Origin of the sequence: Streptomyces sp. NPDC059256 (genome assembly GCF_042753785.1) — a bacterium.
Lineage (GTDB): Bacteria > Actinomycetota > Actinomycetes > Streptomycetales > Streptomycetaceae > Streptomyces.
The window spans coordinates 1-22791 of the sequence record NZ_JBHYZO010000036.1 but is presented as its reverse complement, the minus strand read 5'-3'; the positions used below and the strand labels follow the sequence as shown (position 1 = coordinate 22791).

14 protein-coding genes are annotated in these 22791 nt (G+C 69.8%); 10 read left to right on the top strand and 4 right to left on the bottom strand.

Features of this window, described 5'->3' with window-relative positions:
- The first annotated feature begins 140 nt into the window (after positions 1 to 140).
- The 3 genes from ACFXJL_RS33985 to ACFXJL_RS33975 all read left to right on the top strand — a co-directional run bounded on the left by ACFXJL_RS33985 (position 141) and on the right by ACFXJL_RS33975 (position 8167).
- Positions 141 to 1667, top strand: coding sequence for a hypothetical protein (locus tag ACFXJL_RS33985; RefSeq protein ID WP_384699178.1), 1527 nt, complete (start codon positions 141 to 143; stop codon positions 1665 to 1667).
- A 334-nt stretch (positions 1668 to 2001) separates the two neighbouring features.
- A complete protein-coding gene (locus tag ACFXJL_RS33980; RefSeq protein WP_384699208.1) occupies positions 2002 to 2877 on the top strand; it encodes a hypothetical protein in 876 nt (291 codons plus the stop codon).
- Between the two features lie 52 nt (positions 2878 to 2929).
- Complete coding sequence (locus ACFXJL_RS33975) at positions 2930 to 8167, top strand: hypothetical protein (RefSeq protein ID WP_384699175.1); 5238 nt, start codon at positions 2930 to 2932, stop codon at positions 8165 to 8167.
- A gap of 184 nt (positions 8168 to 8351) precedes the next feature.
- On the opposite strand, the gene ACFXJL_RS33970 is transcribed toward ACFXJL_RS33975, so the two are convergent.
- Entirely contained in the window at positions 8352 to 8792 is a 441-nt protein-coding gene (locus tag ACFXJL_RS33970; RefSeq protein WP_329015685.1) for a hypothetical protein, read from the bottom strand.
- Between the two features lie 520 nt (positions 8793 to 9312).
- Between ACFXJL_RS33970 and ACFXJL_RS33965 the strand changes: the two genes are divergently transcribed.
- From ACFXJL_RS33965 to ACFXJL_RS33945, 5 genes are all read left to right on the top strand, one after another.
- The gene (locus ACFXJL_RS33965; protein WP_384699172.1) at positions 9313 to 12048 is read left to right on the top strand and encodes a nitrate- and nitrite sensing domain-containing protein; all 2736 of its coding nucleotides are present in this window, start codon (positions 9313 to 9315) and stop codon (positions 12046 to 12048) included.
- A complete protein-coding gene (locus ACFXJL_RS33960) occupies positions 12045 to 12497 on the top strand; it encodes a roadblock/LC7 domain-containing protein (RefSeq protein ID WP_384699169.1) in 453 nt (150 codons plus the stop codon). The genes ACFXJL_RS33965 and ACFXJL_RS33960 overlap by 4 nt, the downstream gene beginning before the upstream one ends.
- 10 nt (positions 12498 to 12507) lie before the next feature.
- On the top strand, positions 12508 to 12912 hold the full coding sequence (locus ACFXJL_RS33955) for a DUF742 domain-containing protein (RefSeq protein WP_358879130.1): 405 nt from the start codon (positions 12508 to 12510) through the stop codon (positions 12910 to 12912).
- Positions 12893 to 13498: an ATP/GTP-binding protein gene (locus ACFXJL_RS33950; protein WP_329015675.1), complete on the top strand. Its 606-nt coding sequence runs from the start codon at positions 12893 to 12895 to the stop codon at positions 13496 to 13498. Before ACFXJL_RS33955 ends, ACFXJL_RS33950 begins: the two co-directional genes overlap by 20 nt.
- Positions 13499 to 13877: 379 nt before the next feature.
- On the top strand, positions 13878 to 14381 hold the full coding sequence (locus ACFXJL_RS33945; protein ID WP_384699165.1) for an NUDIX domain-containing protein: 504 nt from the start codon (positions 13878 to 13880) through the stop codon (positions 14379 to 14381).
- A 24-nt stretch (positions 14382 to 14405) separates the two neighbouring features.
- On the opposite strand, the gene ACFXJL_RS33940 is transcribed toward ACFXJL_RS33945, so the two are convergent.
- The gene (locus ACFXJL_RS33940; protein WP_384699162.1) at positions 14406 to 16766 is read right to left on the bottom strand and encodes a glycoside hydrolase family 31 protein; all 2361 of its coding nucleotides are present in this window, start codon (positions 16764 to 16766) and stop codon (positions 14406 to 14408) included.
- A 277-nt stretch (positions 16767 to 17043) separates the two neighbouring features.
- Here ACFXJL_RS33940 and ACFXJL_RS33935 point away from each other — a divergent pair, with 277 nt between their 5' ends.
- A complete protein-coding gene (locus ACFXJL_RS33935; RefSeq protein ID WP_384639986.1) occupies positions 17044 to 19017 on the top strand; it encodes an acetoacetate--CoA ligase in 1974 nt (657 codons plus the stop codon).
- An 83-nt stretch (positions 19018 to 19100) separates the two neighbouring features.
- Positions 19101 to 20081, top strand: a complete 981-nt coding sequence (locus ACFXJL_RS33930; protein ID WP_384699159.1) for a hypothetical protein — start codon at positions 19101 to 19103, stop codon at positions 20079 to 20081.
- A gap of 59 nt (positions 20082 to 20140) precedes the next feature.
- On the opposite strand, the gene ptsP is transcribed toward ACFXJL_RS33930, so the two are convergent.
- Both ptsP and ACFXJL_RS33920 read right to left on the bottom strand, forming a co-directional pair.
- The gene (gene ptsP, locus ACFXJL_RS33925) at positions 20141 to 21811 is read right to left on the bottom strand and encodes a phosphoenolpyruvate--protein phosphotransferase (RefSeq protein ID WP_358879125.1); all 1671 of its coding nucleotides are present in this window, start codon (positions 21809 to 21811) and stop codon (positions 20141 to 20143) included.
- A 57-nt stretch (positions 21812 to 21868) separates the two neighbouring features.
- Positions 21869 to 22333 carry a PTS glucose transporter subunit IIA gene (locus tag ACFXJL_RS33920; RefSeq protein WP_358879124.1) on the bottom strand — a complete coding sequence of 155 codons (465 nt, stop codon included), beginning with the start codon at positions 22331 to 22333 and terminating at the stop codon, positions 21869 to 21871.
- Positions 22334 to 22791 lie beyond the last annotated feature (458 nt).

Genomic DNA, 22791 nt, shown 5'->3' with positions numbered 1-22791 from the left:
GCGCAGACGATAGTCCGACGGGCTGATGGGCCTATGTGGCGATGGGTGGATCCCATCGGCTCCGTCGGTTCGCACACGCCGGCAGCGGTCGCTCTGCGCCGTTTCGACCGTTGTCAGTGCGAGGACCTAGTCTGTGCAGCGTGACTTCGCCAGCCCCGACGGATCTTGTTCCGCCCCAGCTCAGCGCGGGGCCGCGGCCCGCACTGGGCCCGGCCGCCGACGAAGGGCTCGCGCGGCGGCTGCGCGCGCTCGCCTGCACCGCCCCGCTGCATGACCTCGACACCCGCAAGGCCAATCTCGCGGGGGAGTACACGATCTACTCGATGGCGGAGGTAGCCCTCGCCGCCATCGACCTCGTCACCCTCCACATGGATTTCGACACCGGCGCGGACCACGAGCAGATAGTGGCCAGACTCCTGCCCAGAGTGGCCGCACAGGCACCCGAGCGACCCCTTGTCGAGCACGAGCGCGTCGCCCGTTGGGTCCTGGAGAACCTGATCAACGTGGGAAGCGTCGATCGTGGATTCCGCGCTGTGTACGGCACCTTCGGGGCTGATGGCGCCTACATCCGTCGGGACTACGACTTCAAGCTGATCGAGGAGGTCCCCGGCACCGGTGGCGGCGTGTATCTGCGCACCACCGACGAAGCGGTCAACGTCCTCGTCGGTGCTCTCGACACCGACGTCACCAGCGCGCAGATCGCGGCCGAGGTCAAGCTGGAGGTCCTCATCAGCCGGGGCAAGCTCGCCGATGCCCAGCTCGCCGCCGAGCAGGCGCGCTACCGCACGGTCCAGTACGCCGAGAGCCTTCGGCGCACCCTGGAAGCCACTCGCCGGAACGTGCGCGCTGTCGACTGGTTGAACGCCGTACCCGACATGATCGCCGAGGCGCTCGACCACATCGCCGACCGCTACCGCCACGAGAACGCAATCCTGACCAATATCCGCAAGGCGCGCGACGAGGCGGAAGAGCCCGAGCACAAGCGTCGTGCCGCCGAGTTGGTCGACATCGTCAAGGACTGCATCCGCCGCCACACCCAGCTCCAGTCCCGGCTGCTGGAGGCCGGCCCCCTGTTCCGTGCCGAGCAGGACCGACAGGCGTTCGCGCGCCCCACCTCGCACACCGGTCTCGATCTCTACGGTCAGCTGCTGGCCCCCCTATTGCCTCTCCCGCTGCACTCCGCGATCCGGGTCACGGACGCCTTCTTCGCCCGCGGCGCAGGATTGCGCACCCCGTCGTCAGCGCGCATGGGGGACCTGATCGACCTGCTGCTCACTCCGCCGGTGGAGCGTGAGCACCTCGGCGCGGAGATGCCCGAACCCGATCTCATCGCCACTCCCGACGACAGCCGGTTCAGCGAAGACCAACTGGCCAACGCCCTGCAACTGCTCGACCTTGAACACGATGCCCCGCGCAGACTCTCGGGCCTCCTCGTCGAAGCCCGGGCAATTGACCCAGAACTGCCCTATCTGGTCGCCCTCCTGGCCGTCCATGCGGCAAGCCCGCCCGTCGGCACGGCCTATAGGCAAGGCGAGGAACGACTGCTGTTCGCCGTCGATGACGGAACCGAACTCGACGATGCGGAGTTCGGCGGCGCGGACCTGATCGTCGGCACCGCCCTCCTGGACACGGTCGGCATGGCGGCAGGCCGCACGGAGGCCGGATGACCAGCCGGCCGACGGGAGCCACGCACCCGGACCCGTTCTGGACTGCACCGAGACGGCAACGCCCGACGGGTACCCAGCAGTCGGCTCCACCGCCATCCCCGACGAGCGGCGCCGCCCCCGACCAGGCACGACAGCCGGACTCGGTACCCAGCTGGAGACGCCCAGCCCCACGATGTCGTCATCGGCCCTCGCCACCCCCCGTACCCCACTCACCCCTCTGCCATGAGGAGCACCCGCAGTGACCGACCACCACGCCGAGCGCGACCCCTGGCGTGCGCCGGACAGCGGTGACGCTCCCTTCAACGGCGCAAACACCGCCAACACTGCCAACGCCGTGAACACCATCAACACCATCAACGCTCCCAACGCCGTGAACGACGGCGCGGCGAGGATCACCCCCGCCGATGCCGCCGACGCCGCCCGGCTCGTGTCCTGCGGACTCCAGCCCAAGCTGCTTCCCGCGCGCGACGTCGAGTACACCGAACTGCTCAGGCGCTACCGAGAGGACGCGCCCTTCGCCCGCCTCGCCGACGCGGTGGCAACCGGACTCGGTCTGATCGTGCTCGAAGTCTCCCCCCGGGCGGGCATGGCCCTGGCAGCCGCCGAGGACTCCGTCTTCGCCGTCCGCATGGGCGAGTACGCCCGACGCGCGTCCGCGGAGTCCGCGGACCGGTTCCTCCACGGTCTGGCCCATCTAGCGGTCGCAGCCCTCGCGTTTCCCCGCCCCGAAGACCTCGCCGACGACGGGTACGTCGGACGCATCACCGTGTACGGCGTGGAAGCCTTCGTGCGCCAGGCGTGCCGCCGTCTCGAAGAGCGGGCGGAGCAACAGGGCGAGAACACCGATCCTGTCACCGAGGCCCCCGGCCTGGAATCCGCGTGGCGGATCTACACCCGCCGCAGTGCCACCGGAGCCACCAAGGACGCTCGCCGACTGGCCGGATCGACCACCGGGATCATCGGCAAGGCCGTGGCGTTCCTCACGGAGTCCGGCTTCCTCCAGCGCACCGGGGACGACGCCGGAGGCACCTACCGCACCACCGCCCGCTACCAGCTCCAGGTTCGTGACATGGCGGGCAGCGCCGCCATGTCCGAACTATTGGAACTCGGCGTGGTCCCCGTCAGCGACGGCAGCGCCACCCTGCTCCCACCGTCCGACGCCGACGATCTGGAGCTCGTCGCCGACGCCGGCCTCCCCTTCCACAACTGACCTGTCGACACCGTCCCCCCACCCGGCCTGCCAACCACGAGAGTCCGCCGCCATGTACGAGCTGTCCCGCGTTCGCCTCTACTCCATCGGGCCCGCCGGTGCGCGCTACGCCGACACCGTGCTGGACCTGCGGGGAGTGGGCGCGCCAGTGCCGCACCCCGCACCCACCCAGGCGGAGTTCTTCGAGGAGGAACCGGTCGGTCCGCCGCGGCGCCCGGCCCCTGCGGGCGTCCTCTTCCTGGAGAACGGCGGGGGCAAGTCCGTCCTGCTCAAACTGATCTTCTCGGTGATGCTGCCGGGACACCGCAACACCCTCGGTGGCGCCAGTTCCGGCGTGCTGCGCAAGTTCCTGCTCGCCGACGACTGCGGGCACGTCGCCCTGGAGTGGCAGCACACCCTCACCGGCGAACTGATCGTCGTGGGCAAGGTCAGCGAGTGGCGGGGGCGCCAGGTCTCCAACGATCCGCGGAAGTTCGCCGAGGCGTGGTACTCCTTCCGCCCCGGTCCTGGGCTGAGCTTGGACTCGCTCCCGGTCGCCGAGTCCACCGCGATGCGTCCCTCCTCCGATGGGGCATCCGCCGCCCGTGGTCGCCGTCGCACGATGAAGGGCTTCCGCGACGCCATCACCGAGGCGGGCAAGGCATATCCCCATCTGGACGTTTCCTGGGAGGAGATCCACGACCGCTGGAACGAGCACCTGGGAGACCTCGGTCTCGATCCCGAGCTCTTCCGCTACCAGCGCGAGATGAACGCCGACGAGGGCGAGGCAGCCGGTCTCTTCGCCGTCAAGAAGGACTCCGACTTCACCGACCTCCTGCTGCGGGCCGTCACCGACACCCGGGACACCGACGGGCTCGCCGACCTCGTCAGTGGCTTCGGCAACAAACTCGGCCGCCGTGCCGAGCTCACCGCCGAGCGGGACTTCACCGCGGGGTCCGTCGACCTCTTCGGCCGGATCGTGGAGTCCGCCGAGACGCGTCGCCGGGCCCGCGACATCCACACGGGCTCCGAGCGGCGTACACGCACCCTTGCGCGTCGGCTCTCCGCACGGGCAGCAGAGGAACGCGCCCGTACCGCCGACCTCGCCGACCAGGTCACGGCAGCCGCACACACGGTCACCGACGCCGAGCAGGCGCGCGGCCGAAGTGCGCTCATCGCAGCAGAACTGGCCTATCGCCATGCGTCGTTGGCCCTGACCGTCGCGGAGAAGGGTGCCGCGGCCCAGCGCCGTGAGCTGAGCGACGCCAGAACCCTGTCCGCCGCCTGGCAGGCCGCCGAGTCCGTGCTGCGCCACCGTGCCGCAGCGGACCGTGCCGCCAGGGTCGCCGCAGCCATCCAGGAAGCCGAGCGCGATGCGGCCCCCGCCCTCGCGGCCCGTGCCAGGGCGGCGGCCGATCTTGTCCGCGCGCTGCACTCCGCTGCCGAGGCCGGCGAGGAGGTCGCCGCCGAACAGGAGGAACGCGCCACCGGGCTCCAGGAGTTGGGTGAGGCGGCGCACCGGGACGCGACCGCCGCCGCCACCGAGACCCAGCGGGCCCGCAGCGAGATCGGCCATCTGCGCCAGCGGCTGAGCGAGGTCGAGCAGGAGACCACTGAGGCGGTACGAGCGGGATGGCTCGACGACACCGCGCCGGACGCCGATCCGGCACGCGCAGCTCTCGCCGCGAGCGATGCCGAGAAATCCGCGGTCGCCGCGTGGGACGCCGCCCGCGATGCCGGTCGGACGACGGCCGAGCGAGCGCGGGAGGCCGCAGCCGGGGAGGGACGGGCGGAGTTGGCCGCTGCGCGGGCGGCCGATGCGTCCCGTGCCGCGGAGAACGCCTATCAAGCGGAGCACCGCGCCGCGACATCCATCGCCGAAGACGGCCGACTGGCCGCGCTACTAGGTCTTCCCGCTGCCGCCGCCGCACCGGTGCCCTCCCCTCGCAGGGGGAGTGTTGCGGCGGAGGCCCGCAAACCGGGTGCCGTTCATGCCCGGGTCGACGACGCCACGGAAACCGACGACCCCACGGAAACCGACGACGCCACGGAAACCGACGGCCCACCGCCACACGATTCGCCGAACTCGCCGAACTCGCCGAACTCGCCGAACTCGCCGAGCCCAGAGGCGATCCTGAGCGACGACGCCACGGCCATCACCGACGAGGGCACGAGCGCCATCCATCCGTCCGCCACCGAGACGGCGGACGGATCCGATGCGGCGCAGCACCCTTCGCCGTCGGCCACGGGCGACGAGCCAACCGCATACCCCGAGTATCGCGAGCACCCCCAGCACCCCGAGCACCCCGAGCACTCCACGGACGACCGGGCGGCATCGCCCGACGATGCCGACGGCGAAGCCTGCCCCGCCGAGGAAGCAGCGACTGAACCCGAGCCCTTCACAGACGGGCAACAGCACTCCGTCCATGCATCCACCTCCAGCGACCACCCCCGCCCCGGGACGGTAGGGGGCCGTTCCGCAGCCGTCGCCCGCCCTGCTCCGCGGCCCGCCGAAGGACCCCTGTCCGCCGAGGAGTTGGATCGCTACGCGGAAGAACTCCGCGACCTCCTCGACCAGCACATCTCCTCCGCCGAGCGCCAGCTCTTCGATCTGCGCACCGCCGCCGCCGATGACACCCGCATCCTTGCCGCACTCGGCGACGGCGGCCTGTTGCCCCCTGGCCCGGACGTCCTCGCCACGGTCGAGTACCTCGGAGAGCACGGCATCCCCGCCCTTCCCGGCTGGCGCTACCTCGCCCAGGCGGTCGACCCCGCCGACCACGCCGCCGTCCTGGCCGCCCGCCCCGAACTGGTCGACGGCGTCGTCATCACCGACCCCGCATCACATCGACGGGCCCGTGAGGCCCTCACCGGTGCAGCGCTGCTGCCCCGCTCGACCGTGGCCGTCGGCACCGCCGCCGCCCTCCTCGCACCCGTACCCGCCCCGGGCGCCGATGACGACACGGAACCGGACTCGGACAGCGTGTTCCTCGTCCCGCCGAACCCCGCCATGCACGACGAACACGCCGCGGACGAGGAGCGGCACGCCCTTCGGGCTCGGGCCACGGCCCGCGACGAGGAGATCAGAACCCTCGCCGCCCGTCTCGCCGGCGACCGGTCCATCGCGGCGCGCCTCACTTCCTGGCGAACCGACTGCCCGCCCGGCATGCTTGCCGAACTCGCGGACCGAGCCCGATCCGCCCGTGAAGTCGCCGATGAGGCGCAGGCAGAACTGGCCGAAGCGCGCACGGTACGCGCGGAGACCGAAGAAGCCGCCGCGGATGCCGCCCGGGTGCGTGAGGAGCGCCAGGAAGCTGCGCAGCGCGCCCGCCGGGTTGCAGACGCCCTCGCCGGGCTCGCCTTCCGACTCAGGGAGCGGGCCGGCTGGCAGGTCAAGCTACGTGAACTCGCCGATGAGGCGGCCGAAGCCGAAGCCCGGGCCGCGGTCTGTCTGGAGCGTGCGAAGGCAGCGGACGAGGACCGCCGAGCCGCCCAACGGGCGGGCGACGACGCCCGTCGCACGGCCCGAGCACTGCGCGCCGAGCGAGCGGAGATCGCCGGCGCGCCCGAAAGCCTTCCCCCGATCGACCCGGACGCACCCCGCGCCGCGTTGCCCGCCCTGCGCGAGGCGTACCGCACCGCCTCACAGCTCTACGAGAAGGTGGGTGTCGGCGCCGACCTCCGTGCGGAACAGGCACGTGCCGAGAGCGATGAGAGCGCTGCACTCGCGGAGTTGGACCGGCTGACCAACAAGGTTCGCACCAGGGCCGCCCAACTCCTGGAGGCAACCGACGGCGCGGACGGCCCGTCGCGCCAGGCAGCAGCCTCCCGAGCGGAGTCGCTCGTCCAGATGCTGGAGACGCGGGCGTCGGAAGCCAGCGAGAAGCTGGGACGGCTCCGCGGTGAGTCCGAGCGGTTGGCTCCGGCCGACGGCGAGTTCCACACCGAGCTTCCCGAGCACCTCGTGCCCTCCGACGCCGAGCACGCACAGACGCTGCTGCGCACCGCCACCACCGAACTGGCCGTGCGCACCGATGCGCTGACCGCGGCCAAGGACACCCACGCTGGACTCCTCCAGGCCCATCGCCACACCGAGGACGCGGCGGGCGGCTTCGACGAGACCGCCGCGATGCTGCGCGATCTCCTACGGGACCAGCGCGACGACGATGCGGCGGCAGAGGCACCGGACCCCTACCCGGGCAGCCTCGCCGAGGCCCGTCAGTCGGCTGCCGAGGCCCGACGGTCCCTACGGGGCTGCGCGGCCGACCTCTCCGCCGCCGAATCAGCAGTGCGAGAAGCGAGCGACGTCCTCGTCCGGCATGCCAACTCCACCCGCTACGAACAGGTGCGCACCCCGGCCCGGCAGCAGATCCGTGAACTGCCGGCCGCAGCCCTGCCCGACCACGCCGCGAAGTGGGCGGAGGCGTTCGCGCCCAGGCTCCGTGTCCTCACCGACGAGCTCCAGCAGCTGGAGCGCAACCGCGACACCATCGTCGACCGACTGCGCGGTCTCGTCGAGTCCGCGCTGGCCACTCTTCGCTCCGCGCAACGGCTGTCGAGGCTGCCGGAGGGGCTGGGGGAGTGGTCGGGACAGGAGTTCCTCCGCATCCGCTTCGAAGAGCCCGACCAGGCGACCTTGGCCGAGCGCCTCGGTGAAGTGATCGACGAGGCCACCCGTGGGGCGGTACGGAAGAACTCCACAGCCGCGTACGGCGAGGGCCGCAGGGACGGCATGTCCCTACTGCTGCGCGGTGTCCAAGCTGCCCTGGAACCGAAGGGCATCGCGGTCGAGATTCTCAAGCCCGACGCGGTGCTCCGGGCCGAGCGCGTTCCCGTCGGTCAGATGGGCGATGTCTTCTCCGGCGGTCAGTTGCTCACCGCTGCGATCGCGCTCTACTGCACCATGGCTGCCCTGCGCAGCAACGACCGTGGCCGTGACCGTCATCGCCATGCGGGCACGCTCTTCCTCGACAACCCCATCGGACGGGCCAACGCCACCTATCTGCTGGAACTTCAGCGGGCCGTCTCCGACGCCCTGGGCGTCCAGCTGCTCTACACGACCGGTCTCTTCGACACCACGGCCCTGGCCGAGTTCCCGCTGGTGATCCGATTGCGCAACGACGCCGATCTCCGGGCCGGACTGAAGTACATCAGTGTCGAGGAGCATCTGCGCCCCGGGCTGCCCCAGGAGGACCCTTCCGGGGAGGCGGTGCACGGGGAGATCACCGCGACCCGGATGTTCCGTCGGAGCACGGTGGCCGCTGACCAGGCTGCGGAGCGGTCCGTCGCCGAGTCGAGCCCTCCTCGGTAACCGCCCGCGCTGCCCTGAACGACGAACTGCCCGGTCATTTCGACCGGGCAGTGTGCGCTGCCGGCGCCATCAGCCTCCGCAGCGAGGGGCGCGCACTTCACGTCGAGGGCCCGCCCCGGGTTTCCGGCCCTTGTGTTTCTTCGTTACACCCGCATGTGGTGTAACGCAGGCCAGATGTGACCGTTCAGGCGCGTGAAAGCCGCCCAGGTCCCCGGCGGCGTATGCGTGCGCCCCGACGCGCGTCCGCCCTGGCTACCCTCCGTGCCCTGCGGCGCTCGCGCCGCAACTGCCGGGCGCTGCTGCTGGGCTCCGACACCACACCGTTGCGCTGGTTCCACACCTGTCGGGTCACCCACACATCGAGCACCCCCCAGGTCGCGACCACCGTGCTGGCCACACTGCTGATCACCATCGGAAAGGCCAGCCACGACCCCGCCAGTGTGGCGAGGAACGCGATCATCGCCTGGATCAGGGTCAGCGAGACGATCAACACCGCCCTCACCGCCGCCGTGCGTACCGGGTCGGCCATCCGTCTGCGTGTGGACGGCTCCTCGACCCAGAGCTGTCGTGGAATCGGATTCGGGCCCGTCGCCCAGGTCCCGACACGACGCTCATCCGTATCCATGGTTGTACTCACTCCCCACGCCCCCCCGTCTGCCCGGCCTCAGGGTGGCTGCCCGAATTCCATGCCTTTACTCGTCTTTACTCCTACTCCGCGTCTGCCCCCACACCTCCGCGATGAAACGGAGTAAGACGGTCCCGAGGGGAGGGGGAAACCCAACCCGCCCGGATCGAGCAGGAGTTCGCTCGGGGGTCCCGGAGCCCACGGTCCGGACCGCACTGCGGTTTCCAAGATTCCCCGTATGTCATGACGAACGACGAGCCCGGATGATTCCCCAACTCTCGCCCAGACCGAATAAATCCAGCCATCTAGCCTTGTCTCGAAGGTGATGCCCGTCGGGTGTTGGCCGACACGCCTGGAATGCCAACTCCTTGAAAAACGGGACAACTCATGATCAACACACCCGGCGTAGGCCGAAAACCGTCCGGACGCGTCTTCGAGTTGTCTCTGTGTCAGTAGTAGGCTCACGCCGTTTGTTGACGGAACTCCGCCCAGAACGGGCGAGGTTGAGCAGGGGGAGGCCATGCGCTTTCGCGGGAAGTCCATCCGCCGGAAGATCGTGGCGTTGATGCTGGTGCCGCTTGTCTCCCTGACCGCTCTGTGGGGATTTGCCACGGTGCTGACCGGTCAGGAGGCCAACCACCTCCTCAAGGCCAGTTCGGTGGCCGAGGAGATCGGCGAACCGGTTGCCGATGCGCTCCACGACATCCAGGAAGAACGGCGGGCGACCCTGGTCTACCTCGCCGACCGCCGCGCGGCCGGCGCGCTCCCAGCGCTACGGGAATCGCGGGTGGCCACCGATCGGGCCGTGGCCCGGATCACGAGGAACGCCGCCAAAACCGAGGTCCGTGACGACCTGCGCTCGGACACCGCACGCAGACTGACCTCCTTCAAGGAAGGGCTCGACGGCCTCATAGCCCTGCGCCGCTCCGTCGAGTCGGCCGCCGTGTCACGCGGCGAAGCGCTGGAGTTCTACAACCGGATCGTCGACCCCGGTTTCAGCTTCCTCGCCACCCTCCAGACCCTCCACGACGAGGAGATGGAACGTCAGGGCCGCGGTCTCATCGGCCTGGCACGGGCGATGGAAATGCTCTCCCGCGAAGACGCCCTGATCGCGTCCGCGCTGGCCACCGGCAAGGTCAGCGACAAGGAGGTCCGCCAGCTCTCCGACTTCGTCGCCCACCGCAAGCTCTACTACGAGGTCAACCTGGAGTCGATGCCCGCCAAGGAGCGGGAGGTCTACCTCCGGCTGTGGCGCAGCCCCCAGACCCAGCCACTGCGCGACGCCGAGGAACGCCTCATCGAGGCGGGTTCGCTCAAGGACGTCAGCGAGGCCGAGGCCAAGGAGTGGCAGTCAGCGGCCAACCCCGTCCTCGACGAGCTGCGCAATTCGGCCAAGGCGTCCAACGAGCGGTACCAGGACCGCGTCGGTCCCGCCGCGTACGACGTGTTCATTCTCGCCGGTCTCGCCGGTGTCGTGGGCTTCCTCGCCCTGCTGGTGTCGATCATCGTCTCCGTCCGTATCGGCCGTGACTTGATCCGTGACCTCACCCGGCTACGCAAGGAGGCCCACGAGGTCTCCGGTGTGCGTCTGCCCAGCGTGATGCGACGACTTGCCGCCGGCGAGCCGGTGGACGTGGAGACCGAAGCGCCCCGGCTGGAGTACGAGAAGGACGAGATCGGCCAGGCCGGTCAGGCCCTCAACACCCTCCAGCGCGCCGCCGTCGAAGCAGCGGTCCGCCAGGCCGAGATGCGGCGCGGAGTCTCGGAGGTGTTCGTCAACCTCGCCCGTCGCAACCAGGTGCTCCTCCACCGACAGCTCACCCTCCTCGACGCGATGGAGCGCCGCACCGAGGACACCGACGAACTCGCCGACCTCTTCCGTCTCGACCACCTCACCACCAGGATGCGTCGCCACGCCGAGGGCCTCGTGATTCTCTCGGGCGCCGCGCCGTCCAGGCAGTGGCGCAAGCCGATCCAGCTGATGGACGTCGTGCGTGCCGCGGTCGCCGAGGTCGAGGACTACGAACGCATCGAGGTGCGCAGGCTTCCTCGGATCGGCGTCGGCGGTCCTGCCGTCGCCGACCTCACCCATCTGATAGCCGAGCTGCTGGAGAACGCCACGGTGTTCTCGCCGCCGCACACCGCCGTCCAGGTACACGGTGAGCGGGTCGCCAACGGCTTCACGTTGGAGATCCACGACCGTGGCCTCGGCATGGCGTCCGATCTCCTGCTCGACGCCAATCTCCGTCTCGCGGAGACACCCGAGTTCGAGCTCTCCGACACGGACCGCCTCGGCCTCTTCGTGGTCAGCCGGCTCGCCCAGCGCCAGAACGTCAGGGTCTCCCTCCAGCCGTCACCGTACGGGGGGACCACGGCGATCGTCTTCATCCCCGCGGCCTTGCTCACCGATGCCCCGGAGACCCGAGGCGCCGGATTCCGGCTCGACCGCAAGAGTGAGAGCCAGTCCGCCCGCCGAGGTGGCGAGAACAGGCGGACCGCTCTGTCCGCATTGACCGGACCAGGTCAGGACCAGCCCGCGTTCTTCGGCGAACCCGTGGAACTGGGCGGTTCCGCAGACGGGTTGGGCGCCCTGGGCGCCGGCCCCGCAGCTGTCGGACGCGGCCAACTCGACGCCGCCCCCACCGGGGATCCCTTCGAGGGCTTCCCCGGCGCCCCTGACCGCGGCGATGCCACAGGCGGCGACAACGCACCGCTCCGGCCCCTCGTCCGGGGTTCCTGGAGGCCGACCTCCGGCGAACAACACCAGCAGGCGAACGACCCGACACCAGAACGGACGTCGGGCACCGTGCCGCTACCTCGTCGTCAACCCCCCACCCTCGTCACCGATCACGGACGTAGAGTGGATGACCAAGGCCGGACCCACCCGACCGCCGAGCCCGTACGCGCTGAGCAACCCCAGCGCGCCTACCGCCCCGAGGCACCCGCACGCGGCGCCGAAGGAACGTCACCCGCACGAATCGACGGTCTGCCCCGGCGGGTGCGTCAGGCGAGCCTCGCCCCCCAACTCCGGGAGGGCGCCGCCGCCGAGCGGAACGTGGGCAGGGGAGCCGGTGAAAGGGGTCGGGAGATCGAACGCGACGCGGACGAAGTGCGCAACAGGATGGCCTCCATGCAGCGAGGGTGGCAGCGGGGCCGCCTCAAGAACGCATACGGGGCCGAGGGCGCCGCACAGACCACCGGCACCGGCCCCGGTCAGACAGCACCACGAACGACATCAGAGGGGGACGGTCCATGACCGCACCGCACACCGCAGCGAATACCGTAGGCGCCCGCCCGGCGAACAGAGGGTCGGGCGAACTGAACTGGCTGCTCGACGAGTTGGTGGACCGCGTCGGCAGCATCCACAAGGCCCTCGTCCTCTCCAGCGACGGGCTGGCGACCGGCACCTCCCGTGAGCTCACCAGGGAGGACAGCGAGCACCTCGCTGCCGTGGCATCCGGATTCCACAGCCTCGCCAAGGGCGTCGGACGACACTTCGACGCCGGCAAGGTCCGGCAGACCGTCGTCGAACTCGACGAGGCGTTCCTCTTCGTCACGGCGGCGGGCGACGGCAGTTGCCTCGCAGTGCTCGCCGACGCCGACTCGGACGTGGGACAGGTCGCGTATGAAATGACGTTGATGGTCAAGCGGGTCGGAGTCCACCTCGCCACCTCGCCGCGGACCGGTCACGCCCCCAGCGGGTGAAGGTCCTGGCATGAGTGAATCGACTCATCACGCCCAGCACCCGCACCACTTCTTCGATGCCGAGGCAGGCCCGGTCGTTCGTCCGTACGCGATGACCCGTGGCCGTACGAGCAGTGTGAACCAGCACCGGATGGACCTGATCGCCCTGGTCGTCACGGAGCCTGCTGCCGATCATCCCGGCCGGGATCAGTCACTCTCACCGGAGCACGTCGAAATCGTCGAGCGCTGCGGCGATGCGCCGCAGTCGATCGCCGAACTCGCGGCCGGTCTGGATCTCCCCGTTGGGGTGGTCCGGGTCCTGGTCGGCGATCTCGTCGAGGACGAACTGGTCCATGTATCCCGTCCCGTTCCGCCGGCCGAGCTGCCGGATGTGAGTATTCTCCGCGAGGTGATTGATGGTCTTCGGGCGCTCTAGCAGCCGACGGCCCGTCGAACCCGTGACCCTCAAGATCCTGGTCGCGGGCGGTTTCGGTGTCGGCAAGACGACCTTGGTGGGCGCGGTCAGTGAGATCAAGCCCTTGCGTACGGAAGAGACCCTCAGCGAAGTCGGCCGCCCGGTCGACAACACGACCGGGGTCGAGAACAAGACGACAACCACCGTCGCCATGGACTTCGGACGGATCACCCTCCGCGAGGACCTGGTGCTCTACCTCTTCGGCACACCGGGCCAGGACCGCTTCTGGTTCCTCTGGGACGAACTGGCGCAAGGCGCGCTCGGTGCCGTGGTGCTGGCGGACACCCGCAGGCTGGAGGACTCCTTCGCCGCGGTCGACTACTTCGAGCGGCGCGGCATTCCGTTCACCGTCGCGGTGAACTGCTTCGAGGGAGCGGACCGATTTCCCGCCGACAGCGTCCGTGCGGCACTCGACCTGGACTCGGAGGTTCCGCTGCTCCAGTGCGACGCCCGTGAGCGGGAGTCAGCCAAGATGGTGCTGGTTTCCGTGGTCGAACACGCCATGGCACGCGTGGAAGGGCAGCGTCCGCACGCGACGACCACATGACGTGGGCGGTCGACCCCGGCGGTGCCGCAGAACTGCGGTCCGCTCCGGGGCCGGCTGCCTCTCGATGCCCGAGGCCGGACGGACAAGGGACCCGTGGAGACCGCCCGGCACATCAATGTGCCGTGGACCGCGGCCTGCTCGCGTCACCCGCCCACACGCAACCCATGCGGCCCGGCGGGTCGACCGTCCTGGTCGACCGCAGTGCCAGATCCGATGGCACCAGGGGCCCACAACGCGACGGCCCGCGTTCCCGCGGTGATTCCCAGCCAACCCGAGTGGCCGATGAACGAGCCGAGAACGGCCACACGACCCCGCAACAGGACAGACCACCCATCCCGTTCCCACCCCGGCACACCAGGTCATCGGTTACAGTCCGCCCGTGCCCAACGACCTCTTCTGCGGCCATTGCGGAGCCCCCTACGGCTCCCGCACCGACTGGCCCCGCACCTGCACCTCCTGTGGGACCACCGCGTACCGCAATCCCCTCCCGGTGGCCGTCGCCCTGCAACCCGTACGAGACGAGAACGGTACGGGGCTGGTCGTCATCACCCGTGCCATCGAACCGCGCAAGGGACTGATCGCCCTCCCCGGCGGTTTCATCGACCACGGCGAAACATGGCAGGAGGCGGTCGTCCGCGAACTCCATGAGGAGACCGGCATCGAGACGGCGGCCAAGGACGTCCGGCTCGCGGACGCGATGAGCGCACCCGCCGGACACCTGCTGCTGTTCGGAGTGCTCCCGGGCCTGCGGTTGGAACAACTCCCACCGATGGTCCCCACCCAGGAGACATCGGACCGCCATCTGCTGCGCACCCCCACCGAATTGGCCTTCCCACTCCACACGACCGCCGTGCGCAGATGGTTCATGGGCCGCTACGAGTGAGCGGCCCACGGTCCGGGGCGCTGCCTACCGAACGGAATCCAGGCCGCGCACCCGTACCGGCCGTTTCGGTGGCCCCGCGCCATCACCACGGATCAGCTTCACCCGCACCTCACCGTCGGCCAGCCGGGTCGTGTACCGCTCCACCTCGGCCCGTCCCCAACCGTCACCACTGCCCGACACCACCACACCACCTCCCTTGCGCCCGGCGGCAGGAGCCCACACCTCCAACTCCGTCGCCCCGTCCGCGCCCCGCACCGCCAACACCGACCCACCGCGGGCCAACACCGGAATCCGGGACAGCGGCGCATCGACCACCACCTGCCCGGGCCCCTCGTACACACGGCCCGTCGCCGTGTCGTACCAACGGCCCCGGGGCAGCCGCACCGTCCGGCTCCGCGCACCGGGCTCCAGGACCGGGGCCACCAACAGTGCATCGCCCAGCAGGAACGCGTCCTCACAGTCCCGCAGCGCCCGGTCCTTGGGGAAGCCCCACCACAGCGGACGCACGTAGGGCGCCCCGGTCAAACGGGCCAGCTGCGCCAAGGTGACGAAGTACGGACGCAGCCGCTCCCGTTCCAGGAGCGCGGCCCGGGCGTGTTCCAGGACATCCGGACCGAACTCCCACGGCTCCCGCCGCCCCGCACCGATCGCCGAATGCGTCCGGAACAGCGGCAGGTACGCCCCCAACTGGAACCAACGCAAGAAGAGCTCGGGCGCCGGCGAGCCGTCAAAACCCCCCACGTCGCACCCCGAATACGGCACACCGCACAGTCCCAGGCCCAGCACCAGGGACAGCGAGGCACGCAACCCCGGCCAACCGCTGGACACATCGCCCGACCAGGTGCCGCCGTACCTCTGCATCCCCGCCCACCCCGAGCGCGAGAAGAGGAACGGGCGCTCGTGCGGACGCAGCCGGCGCAGGCTCTCGTACCCGGACCGCGCCATCGCGAGCGCGTACACGTTGTGGGCCGCGCGATGGTCCCCGCCGCGCCCCTCCAGCGAATGGCGGGCAGAGCGCGGAAGGGTGTTCGCACCGAACACGGAGAACGACACGGGCTCGTTGAGGTCGTGCCACATCCCGGCGAAACCCTGCGCCAACCGTTCCTCGTACCACTGCCCCCACCAGCTCCGCACCTGCGGATCGGTGAAGTCCGGATAGACGCAGACACCGGGCCAGGCAACTCCGCGCACCTCGCGCCCGTTCCCATCGCGGACGAACGCCCCGGCCGCCACCCCGCTGTCGTACACAGTGCCGCCCACCTCAGCCTTCACCGCAGGATCGACGATCGAGACCAAGCGCACTCCATCGCGGGCCAACTCCTCGGCCAACTCCGGAAGACCGGGAAATCGACGGCGGTCGACGGTGAAAACGCGGTGGCCGTCGTAGTGATCGATGTCCAGGTGCAGCGCGGACAACGGAAGTCCACGCTCCCGATAGCCGGCCACCACCCGTCTGACCTCCCGCTCACTGCCGAAACCCCACCGGGCGTGCTGTGGTCCCAGAGCCCAGGAGGGTGGCGCCGCGGGAGCTCCCGTCAGACGGGTCCACCGTGACAACACCCGCGCCGGTGTCCCCACCACGACCCAACATCGCAGCGGACCGCCGTCCATGTGCACCGCGCTCGTGGCCGGCCTGTCATGACCCGACCCACCCCCCTCGACGCCCTCGCGCAGCACCACCCGCCCGTCCCAAGGGTCGTCGTAGAACGCCAGATGCGTCCCGGCGTCCGCCACCACCAACTGCACCGGCATGGTGACGTACAGCGGGTCGTCGCCCGGGCGGAACGGTCTCCCCGGATCGGTGTTCCACAGCCGGTACGTCCCCGCCCGTAGCCGCGGCCCCGAGGAACGACCGCCCAAGCCGAAGAACCGTGCGTCCGCTGACACCTCGGACCGCACCGTCCACCGGGTCGGCCCCCCGTCCGCTCCTTCCCACCAACGAGGCGGAAGGTCCCTGCGCAACACCACCCCACCGGGAGTACGCACCTCCACAGTCCCGTCGCGCGAGACCTGGACCGTCAGCCGCTCGGACACCACACGCCAACCACCGTCCTTGTCCGGTTCGAGCGTGGCCCGAGGATCCGGTCCGGGCACCACCCCGGCCAGCGCGTACGACGGCTCGGGACCCGCCCCGTCCCACCCCCAGAACACCGCCCCGCCCGTCACCACCCGGATACGCAACTCGGAGCGGGCAAACCTGATGACCCCGCCGCCCGGCCGAGGCTCCGCGTCCACCACCATCCCCGGCACCCTGGCCCGCACCACCCCCTGGGCCGGCAGATCCCTGGCGTCCAACCGACGGTGCCGCCACCCCGACAGCAGCGCACGCCATCCCCCGGGCCTCGCGAAACCCACCCCTGCGCGCACCAGTCCACGACCCTTCATGCATCTCACCCTGCCACCGGCGCGGCATATGCGCCGGGATGTTCAGCACCCGTTCACCCACTCCGGGAGGGTGACGGAAGACGCCCCCTCCTGCCCTCACCACGCGGACGAGAACCGCCCCGATGTCATTCCGTGTCCGATAGATGGTGCCCTGGTGTGAAAGACGATCACATGGCATCGTCCTGTCAACCGAGTCACGCCCAGCCGGCGTGCACCCGGATCCACCACCGACGCCGAACAACACACACCGCGCACAGCCACCCGGGAGAGCAGCCCCATGACCTCGACAGCGCACCCCGAGCCCCTGTGGCAACCCGACCCGCAACGGATCGCCACCGCGCGGATCACCCGCTTCCAGGCATGGGCCGCTGAACACCACGGAGCCCCGGCCGACGGCGGTTACCCCGCACTCCACCAGTGGTCAGTCCGCGAACTGGAGACCTTCTGGCGCGCCCTCGCCGAGTGGTCGGGAGTCCGCTTCTCCACTCCGTACGAGACCGTGCTCGCCGATTCCGCGATGCCCGGCGCCACCTGGTTCCCCGGCGGCAGCCTCAATTACGCCGAACACGCACTGCGGGCCGCCGACGAACGCCCCGACGCACCCGCACTCCTGTGTGTCGACGAGACGACCGAACAGAGGGCCGTCAGCTGGGCCGAACTCCGCCGCCAGGTGGGCGCGCTCGCCGCCGAGCTCCGTGCCATCGGCGTGCGACCGGGGGACCGGATCAGCGGCTATCTGCCCAACATCCCCGAGGCCGTCGTCGCACTCCTCGCCTCCGCGGCCGTCGGCGGTGTCTGGACGTCCTGCGCCCCCGACTTCGGCGCCCGCAGCGTCCTCGACCGCTTCCAGCAGGTGGAACCCGTCGTCCTGTTCACCGTCGACGGCTACCGCTACGGGGGGAAGGAACACCGACGCACGGACACCGTCGCCGAACTCCGGCGGGAACTCCCCACCCTGCGCGCGGTCATCCACATCCCACTGCTGGGCACACCAGCCCCTGACGGCGCCCTCACCTGGAGCGATGTCACTGCGGCCACGGTGGAACCCCACTTCGAGCAGTTGCCCTTCGACCATCCGCTGTGGGTCCTCTACTCCTCCGGCACCACCGGGCTGCCCAAGGCCATCGTCCAGTCCCAGGGCGGCATCCTGCTCGAACACATCAAGCAACTCGCGCTCCACTGCGACCTCGGACCCGATGACCGGTTCTTCTGGTACACCTCCACCGGCTGGATGATGTGGAACTTCCTCGTCTCCGGCCTGCTGACGGGCACCACGATCGTTCTCTACGACGGCAGCCCCGGCTACCCGGAGATCGGCGCCCAGTGGGGCATCGCGGAACGCACCGGAGCCACCTTCTTCGGGACCTCGGCGGCCTATGTCATGGCCTGTAGCAAGGCCGACGTCCACCCTGCGCGCGACCACGACCTCTCACGCGTCTCCTGCATCGCCACCACCGGCTCACCGCTGCCCCCCGACGGCTTCCGCTGGATCCGGGACGAGTTCGGCCACGACATCTGGATCGCCTCCGTCAGCGGTGGAACCGACGTGTGCAGCTGCTTCGCCGGTGCGGTGCCGACCCTCCCCGTGTACGTGGGCGAGATCCAGGCCCCCTGCCTCGGTACGGACCTCCAGTCCTGGGACCCGCACGGCAAGCCCCAGATCGACGAGGTCGGCGAACTCGTCGTCACCCAACCCATGCCGTCGATGCCCCTCCGGTTCTGGAACGATCCCGACGGCAGCCGCTACCACGACAGCTACTTCGACATGTTCCCCGGCGTCTGGCGACACGGAGACTGGATCACCCTCACCGACCGCGGGTCCGTCATCATCCACGGCCGCTCCGACTCGACCCTGAACCGCCAGGGCGTACGCATGGGCTCGGCCGATATCTACGAAGCCGTCGAGCGCCTTCCCGAAATCAAGGAATCGCTGGTCATCGGCTTGGAAGAGGCCAACGGCGGCTACTGGATGCCGCTGTTCGTCCAGCTCTCCGACGGAGCCGCACTCGACGACTCCCTCCGTGACCGCATCAAGCGGACCATCCGCGAACAGCTATCCCCCCGCCATGTGCCCGACGAGATCATCCAGATCCCCGCAGTACCGCACACCCTCACCGGCAAGCGTCTCGAAGTCCCGGTCAAGCGCCTGCTCCAAGGCACTCCGCTCGCCAAGGCGGTGAACCCCGGCTCCGTCGACGATCCCGAACTGCTCGCCTTCTACGCCGAACTGGGCCGCGCCAGAAACGGCTGAGCGCCCGCCTCAGCCGGCGATGTCAGTGCCGCCCTCTACGGTGAGTCATGAGAAGTGACGCAACGCAGGGGAAGCGGGGAATCATGGCACGCGACGACACCACCAACAGGGACACGCCACGAGCGGGCCGCAAGACGCGCGGCCCCCGTGGCGGCCCCAGGGCCATGGACCGACCCAGGAACCGGACCTCGCCACGAAGGGCCCTGCGGCAGGAGGCCGTCACCACCGTCGGGGTCATCGCCGACGACGTCGACTTCCGCGCCATGCGCCGCTATCCCACCTTCGCCTTCGACGACCACCCCGAGTACCTCCGACACCTCCAGGCCCTGCTGCGTTCCCAAACGGCCGGGAAGCGGCACACGAGCGTCGTCCTCTTCGACCCGGAGGACTTCGCCGCCTTCTGCGCCGAGCAGGAACTGGACCCCGACACCCCGCTCAGCCGCAGTCGATATACAGCACACGCCGCCGAACTGTTCGGCACCCTGGCCTACGGTGGCGAACCACTCGACAGCCTGCTGCCCGAACTGATCGACCGATCCGTGCGCCGGGCCACCCGGCACTACGCGTCCGGCCTTCTCGCCGATGCGGGGGAGTGCGCCGACTGCGGCCGACACATCGGCAGGGCGGCCTTCGACAAGGCATCCCGAGCACTGCGACGCCTCCTCGAAGCCGCCGGCCCAGGCAGCCACCACCTCGTGTGCAGCGTCCCCACTCCCAGTGGGCAGATCTTCGCCACGCTCCACGCCGAGGGCCCCGACGCCACAGCTCCGCCACCCATGGAACCCGATACGGCCGAGGTCACCGAGTTCGTGACCGTCCTCGCCACGGGAATCGCCCTCGACACCACCGGGGGACTCGTCCTGCGCACCAAGACCCCGGCCGCACCGGACCGCCTCCACGGCTGGCGGCTCCATCGCGGCCGACTCATCCCCCTCACCGAGGCCCAGGTCTTCAGCGCCTACTGCACGGACGTCGAGACCGGTGAGCCGATGCCGCCCGAGCCGGGCGTGGACTACCGCGCGGGGTTCCACATCCCGGGCGACGACCCGGAGACCCACCACTGAGGAACACGCCGAAGGGGGTCCCGCCCAAGAGAAGCAGGACCCCTCTCCGCTCCATGCACCTACTCGCCAGAAAGAACACCCTGCGCAGCGGTGCGGGCCTCGTCGGCCGTGTCCGTGGCACGCGCGGCTGCCGCCGCCCGTTCGCACTGCGCCAGTGTGTAGGTCGCCAGCGCGGCCCTGACATAGGGAATCGCCGCCGCCCCCATCGACAGCGACGTCACCCCAAGGCCCGTCAGAACACAGGCGAGCAGGGGATCGGATGCCGCCTCACCACAGACGCCACAGCCCTTCCCTTCGGCCTTCGCAGCCTCGGCCGCGAGTGCCACCAGATCGAGCAGCGCGGGCTGCCATGGATCCTGGAGCCGGGAAACCGCTCCGACCTGACGGTCGGCCGCGAACGTGTACTGCGCCAGATCGTTGGTACCGAGCGAGAGGAACTCAACCTCGCGCAGGATCGACCGGGCCCTCAACGCGGCCGACGGAATCTCCACCATCGCTCCGTACTTCGCCCGTAGCCCGGCCGCCTGGCACGCCTCGGCGAACGCTCGCGCGTCGATGCGGTCCGCCACCATCGGCGCCATGACCTCCAGATGCACGGGCAGCCCCTCGGCCGCCTGGGCCAGCGCCGTCAGCTGGGTCTGCAACACCTCCGGATGGTCGAGGAGGCTGCGCAGCCCCCGCACACCCAGTGCGGGGTTGGGTTCGTCCGCCGGAGTGAGGAACTGCAACGGCTTGTCGGCCCCGGCGTCCAGTACCCGTACGACCACCCGCCCCTCGGGGAAAGCGGTCAGTACCTCTCGGTACGCCTCGATCTGCTTCTTCTCCGACGGAGCCTGCTCGCTGTCGTCGAGGAAGAGGAACTCGGTGCGGAACAGGCCCACGCCCTCCGCGCCGGCAGCAAGCGCCGCCGATACGTCCCCGGGGCCGCCGATGTTCGCCAGGAGCGGCACCTTGTGTCCGTCCGAGGTGGTTCCGGGCCCGCTGGACGCGGTCAAGGCGGCCTTCCGCTCGGCCGCCGCCCGCTCAAGAGCGGCACGTTTCTCATTGCTCGGCTCCACGAAGATCTCACCGGAACTGCCGTCGACGGCGATGAGCGTTCCCTCGGCCAACTCGCCCGCGCCCGGCAGCGCCACCACCGCGGGAACTCCGAGCGCCCTGGCCAGGATCGCGCTGTGGCTCGTCGGCCCACCCTCCTCCGTCACGAAGCCGAGCACGAGCGTTGGGTCGAGCAGTGCGGTGTCCGCGGGTGCGAGGTCCCTGGCGATGAGTACATAGGGCTCGTCGCTGTCCGGCACGCCGGGCATCGGCACCCCGAGCAGTCGGGCCACGATGCGGTTCCTTACGTCATCCAGGTCGGCGACCCGCCCGGCCAGGTACTCCCCGGCACCGGCCAGCAGCGCCCGGTACGAGGCGAACGCGTCGTACACCGCACGCTCGGCGGTGCTGCCCACTGCGATGCGACGTTCCACGTCCGCCATCAACTCGGGGTCCTGCGCCATCATCGCCTGCGCTTCGAGCACGGCCTGCGCCTCGCCACCGGCGAGGTTCCCCCGCGCGATCAGATCGGCGGACACGGCTTTAACCGCCTGGTGGGCACGCCCCTGCTCGCGCTCGGTGTCCTGTGCCGGGTTCTGCTTCGCGGGCGGTTCCAGGACCGCCGTACCCATGTGCCGGACCTCGCCGATCGCCACGCCGTGGCTCACCCCGACGCCTCGCAGAGTTGTCTCCATGTCACCCGTCTTAGATCGAGCGACGGTCGTGCCGCCGCGCCTGGATGCTGCCCGCCGTCACTGCCAGTCGAAAAGCGTGTCCCCCACACTGACACTGCCGGTGCCCGTGTCGCCGCCCTCCACGACGTTGGAGAGGGAGTCGGCGGTGGCCTCCAATGCCACGATCGGACAGATGGGGGACTTGCCCGCCTCTTCGACGGCGACCGGGTTCCAGCGGACCATCTCCTGCCCCCGGACGACGCTGTCACCCTTGTTGACGAGCAGCTCGAACCCCTCTCCGTTCAGCTGGACCGTGTCGATCCCGAGGTGCGTCAGCACGCCGTGCCCCTCACTGTCCACGACGACATACGCGTGTGGATGGAGGGAGACGACGACGCCGTCGACCGGAGCGACGGCCACGGAGGGTTCCCGGAGGGGGTCGACCGCGGTACCCGGTCCGACCATGGCGCCGGAGAACACGGGGTCCGGCACTGCCGAGAGGCCGATGGCGCGTCCGGCGATCGGGGACGTCACGGTGGTCATGGAGCCTCCCAGAGGCGAGGAATCGATCTCGCGCCGTCACCATGTGTATGCGACGGCGCACTGTTCAGCAGCGTATGTCATGCGAAGTCCTATTTCCGCCCGGAACCTTCCAGGCGGGGAGCCGATGCCTCCGTGGCGATCGCGCTGTGGTGGCGATTTGCCTCGGCCTCTCTGTGCCCGGTACTGTCGGTCTCCTGCCTGGGCCCGAGTCGACCTTGTGTCGAGGGCTGGCAGCGGCTCAATCAATCCCAGATCCACTTGTACTGGTTGCTTTGCATGCCTGTAAAGCATTGGTCAGCAGGTCGTAAAGGGAATGATAAAGTCGGCTCAGCCGAAAGGCGAAAAGCCCTTCCAATCGGGTGTTGGATCGAATTCGAAGTCCGGAAACGGAGTGAGAAAAAGGTCTGGTAGGGTTGGAAACGCAAGACCGGAGGGAAAAGCCCGGAGAGTCCTGAGAG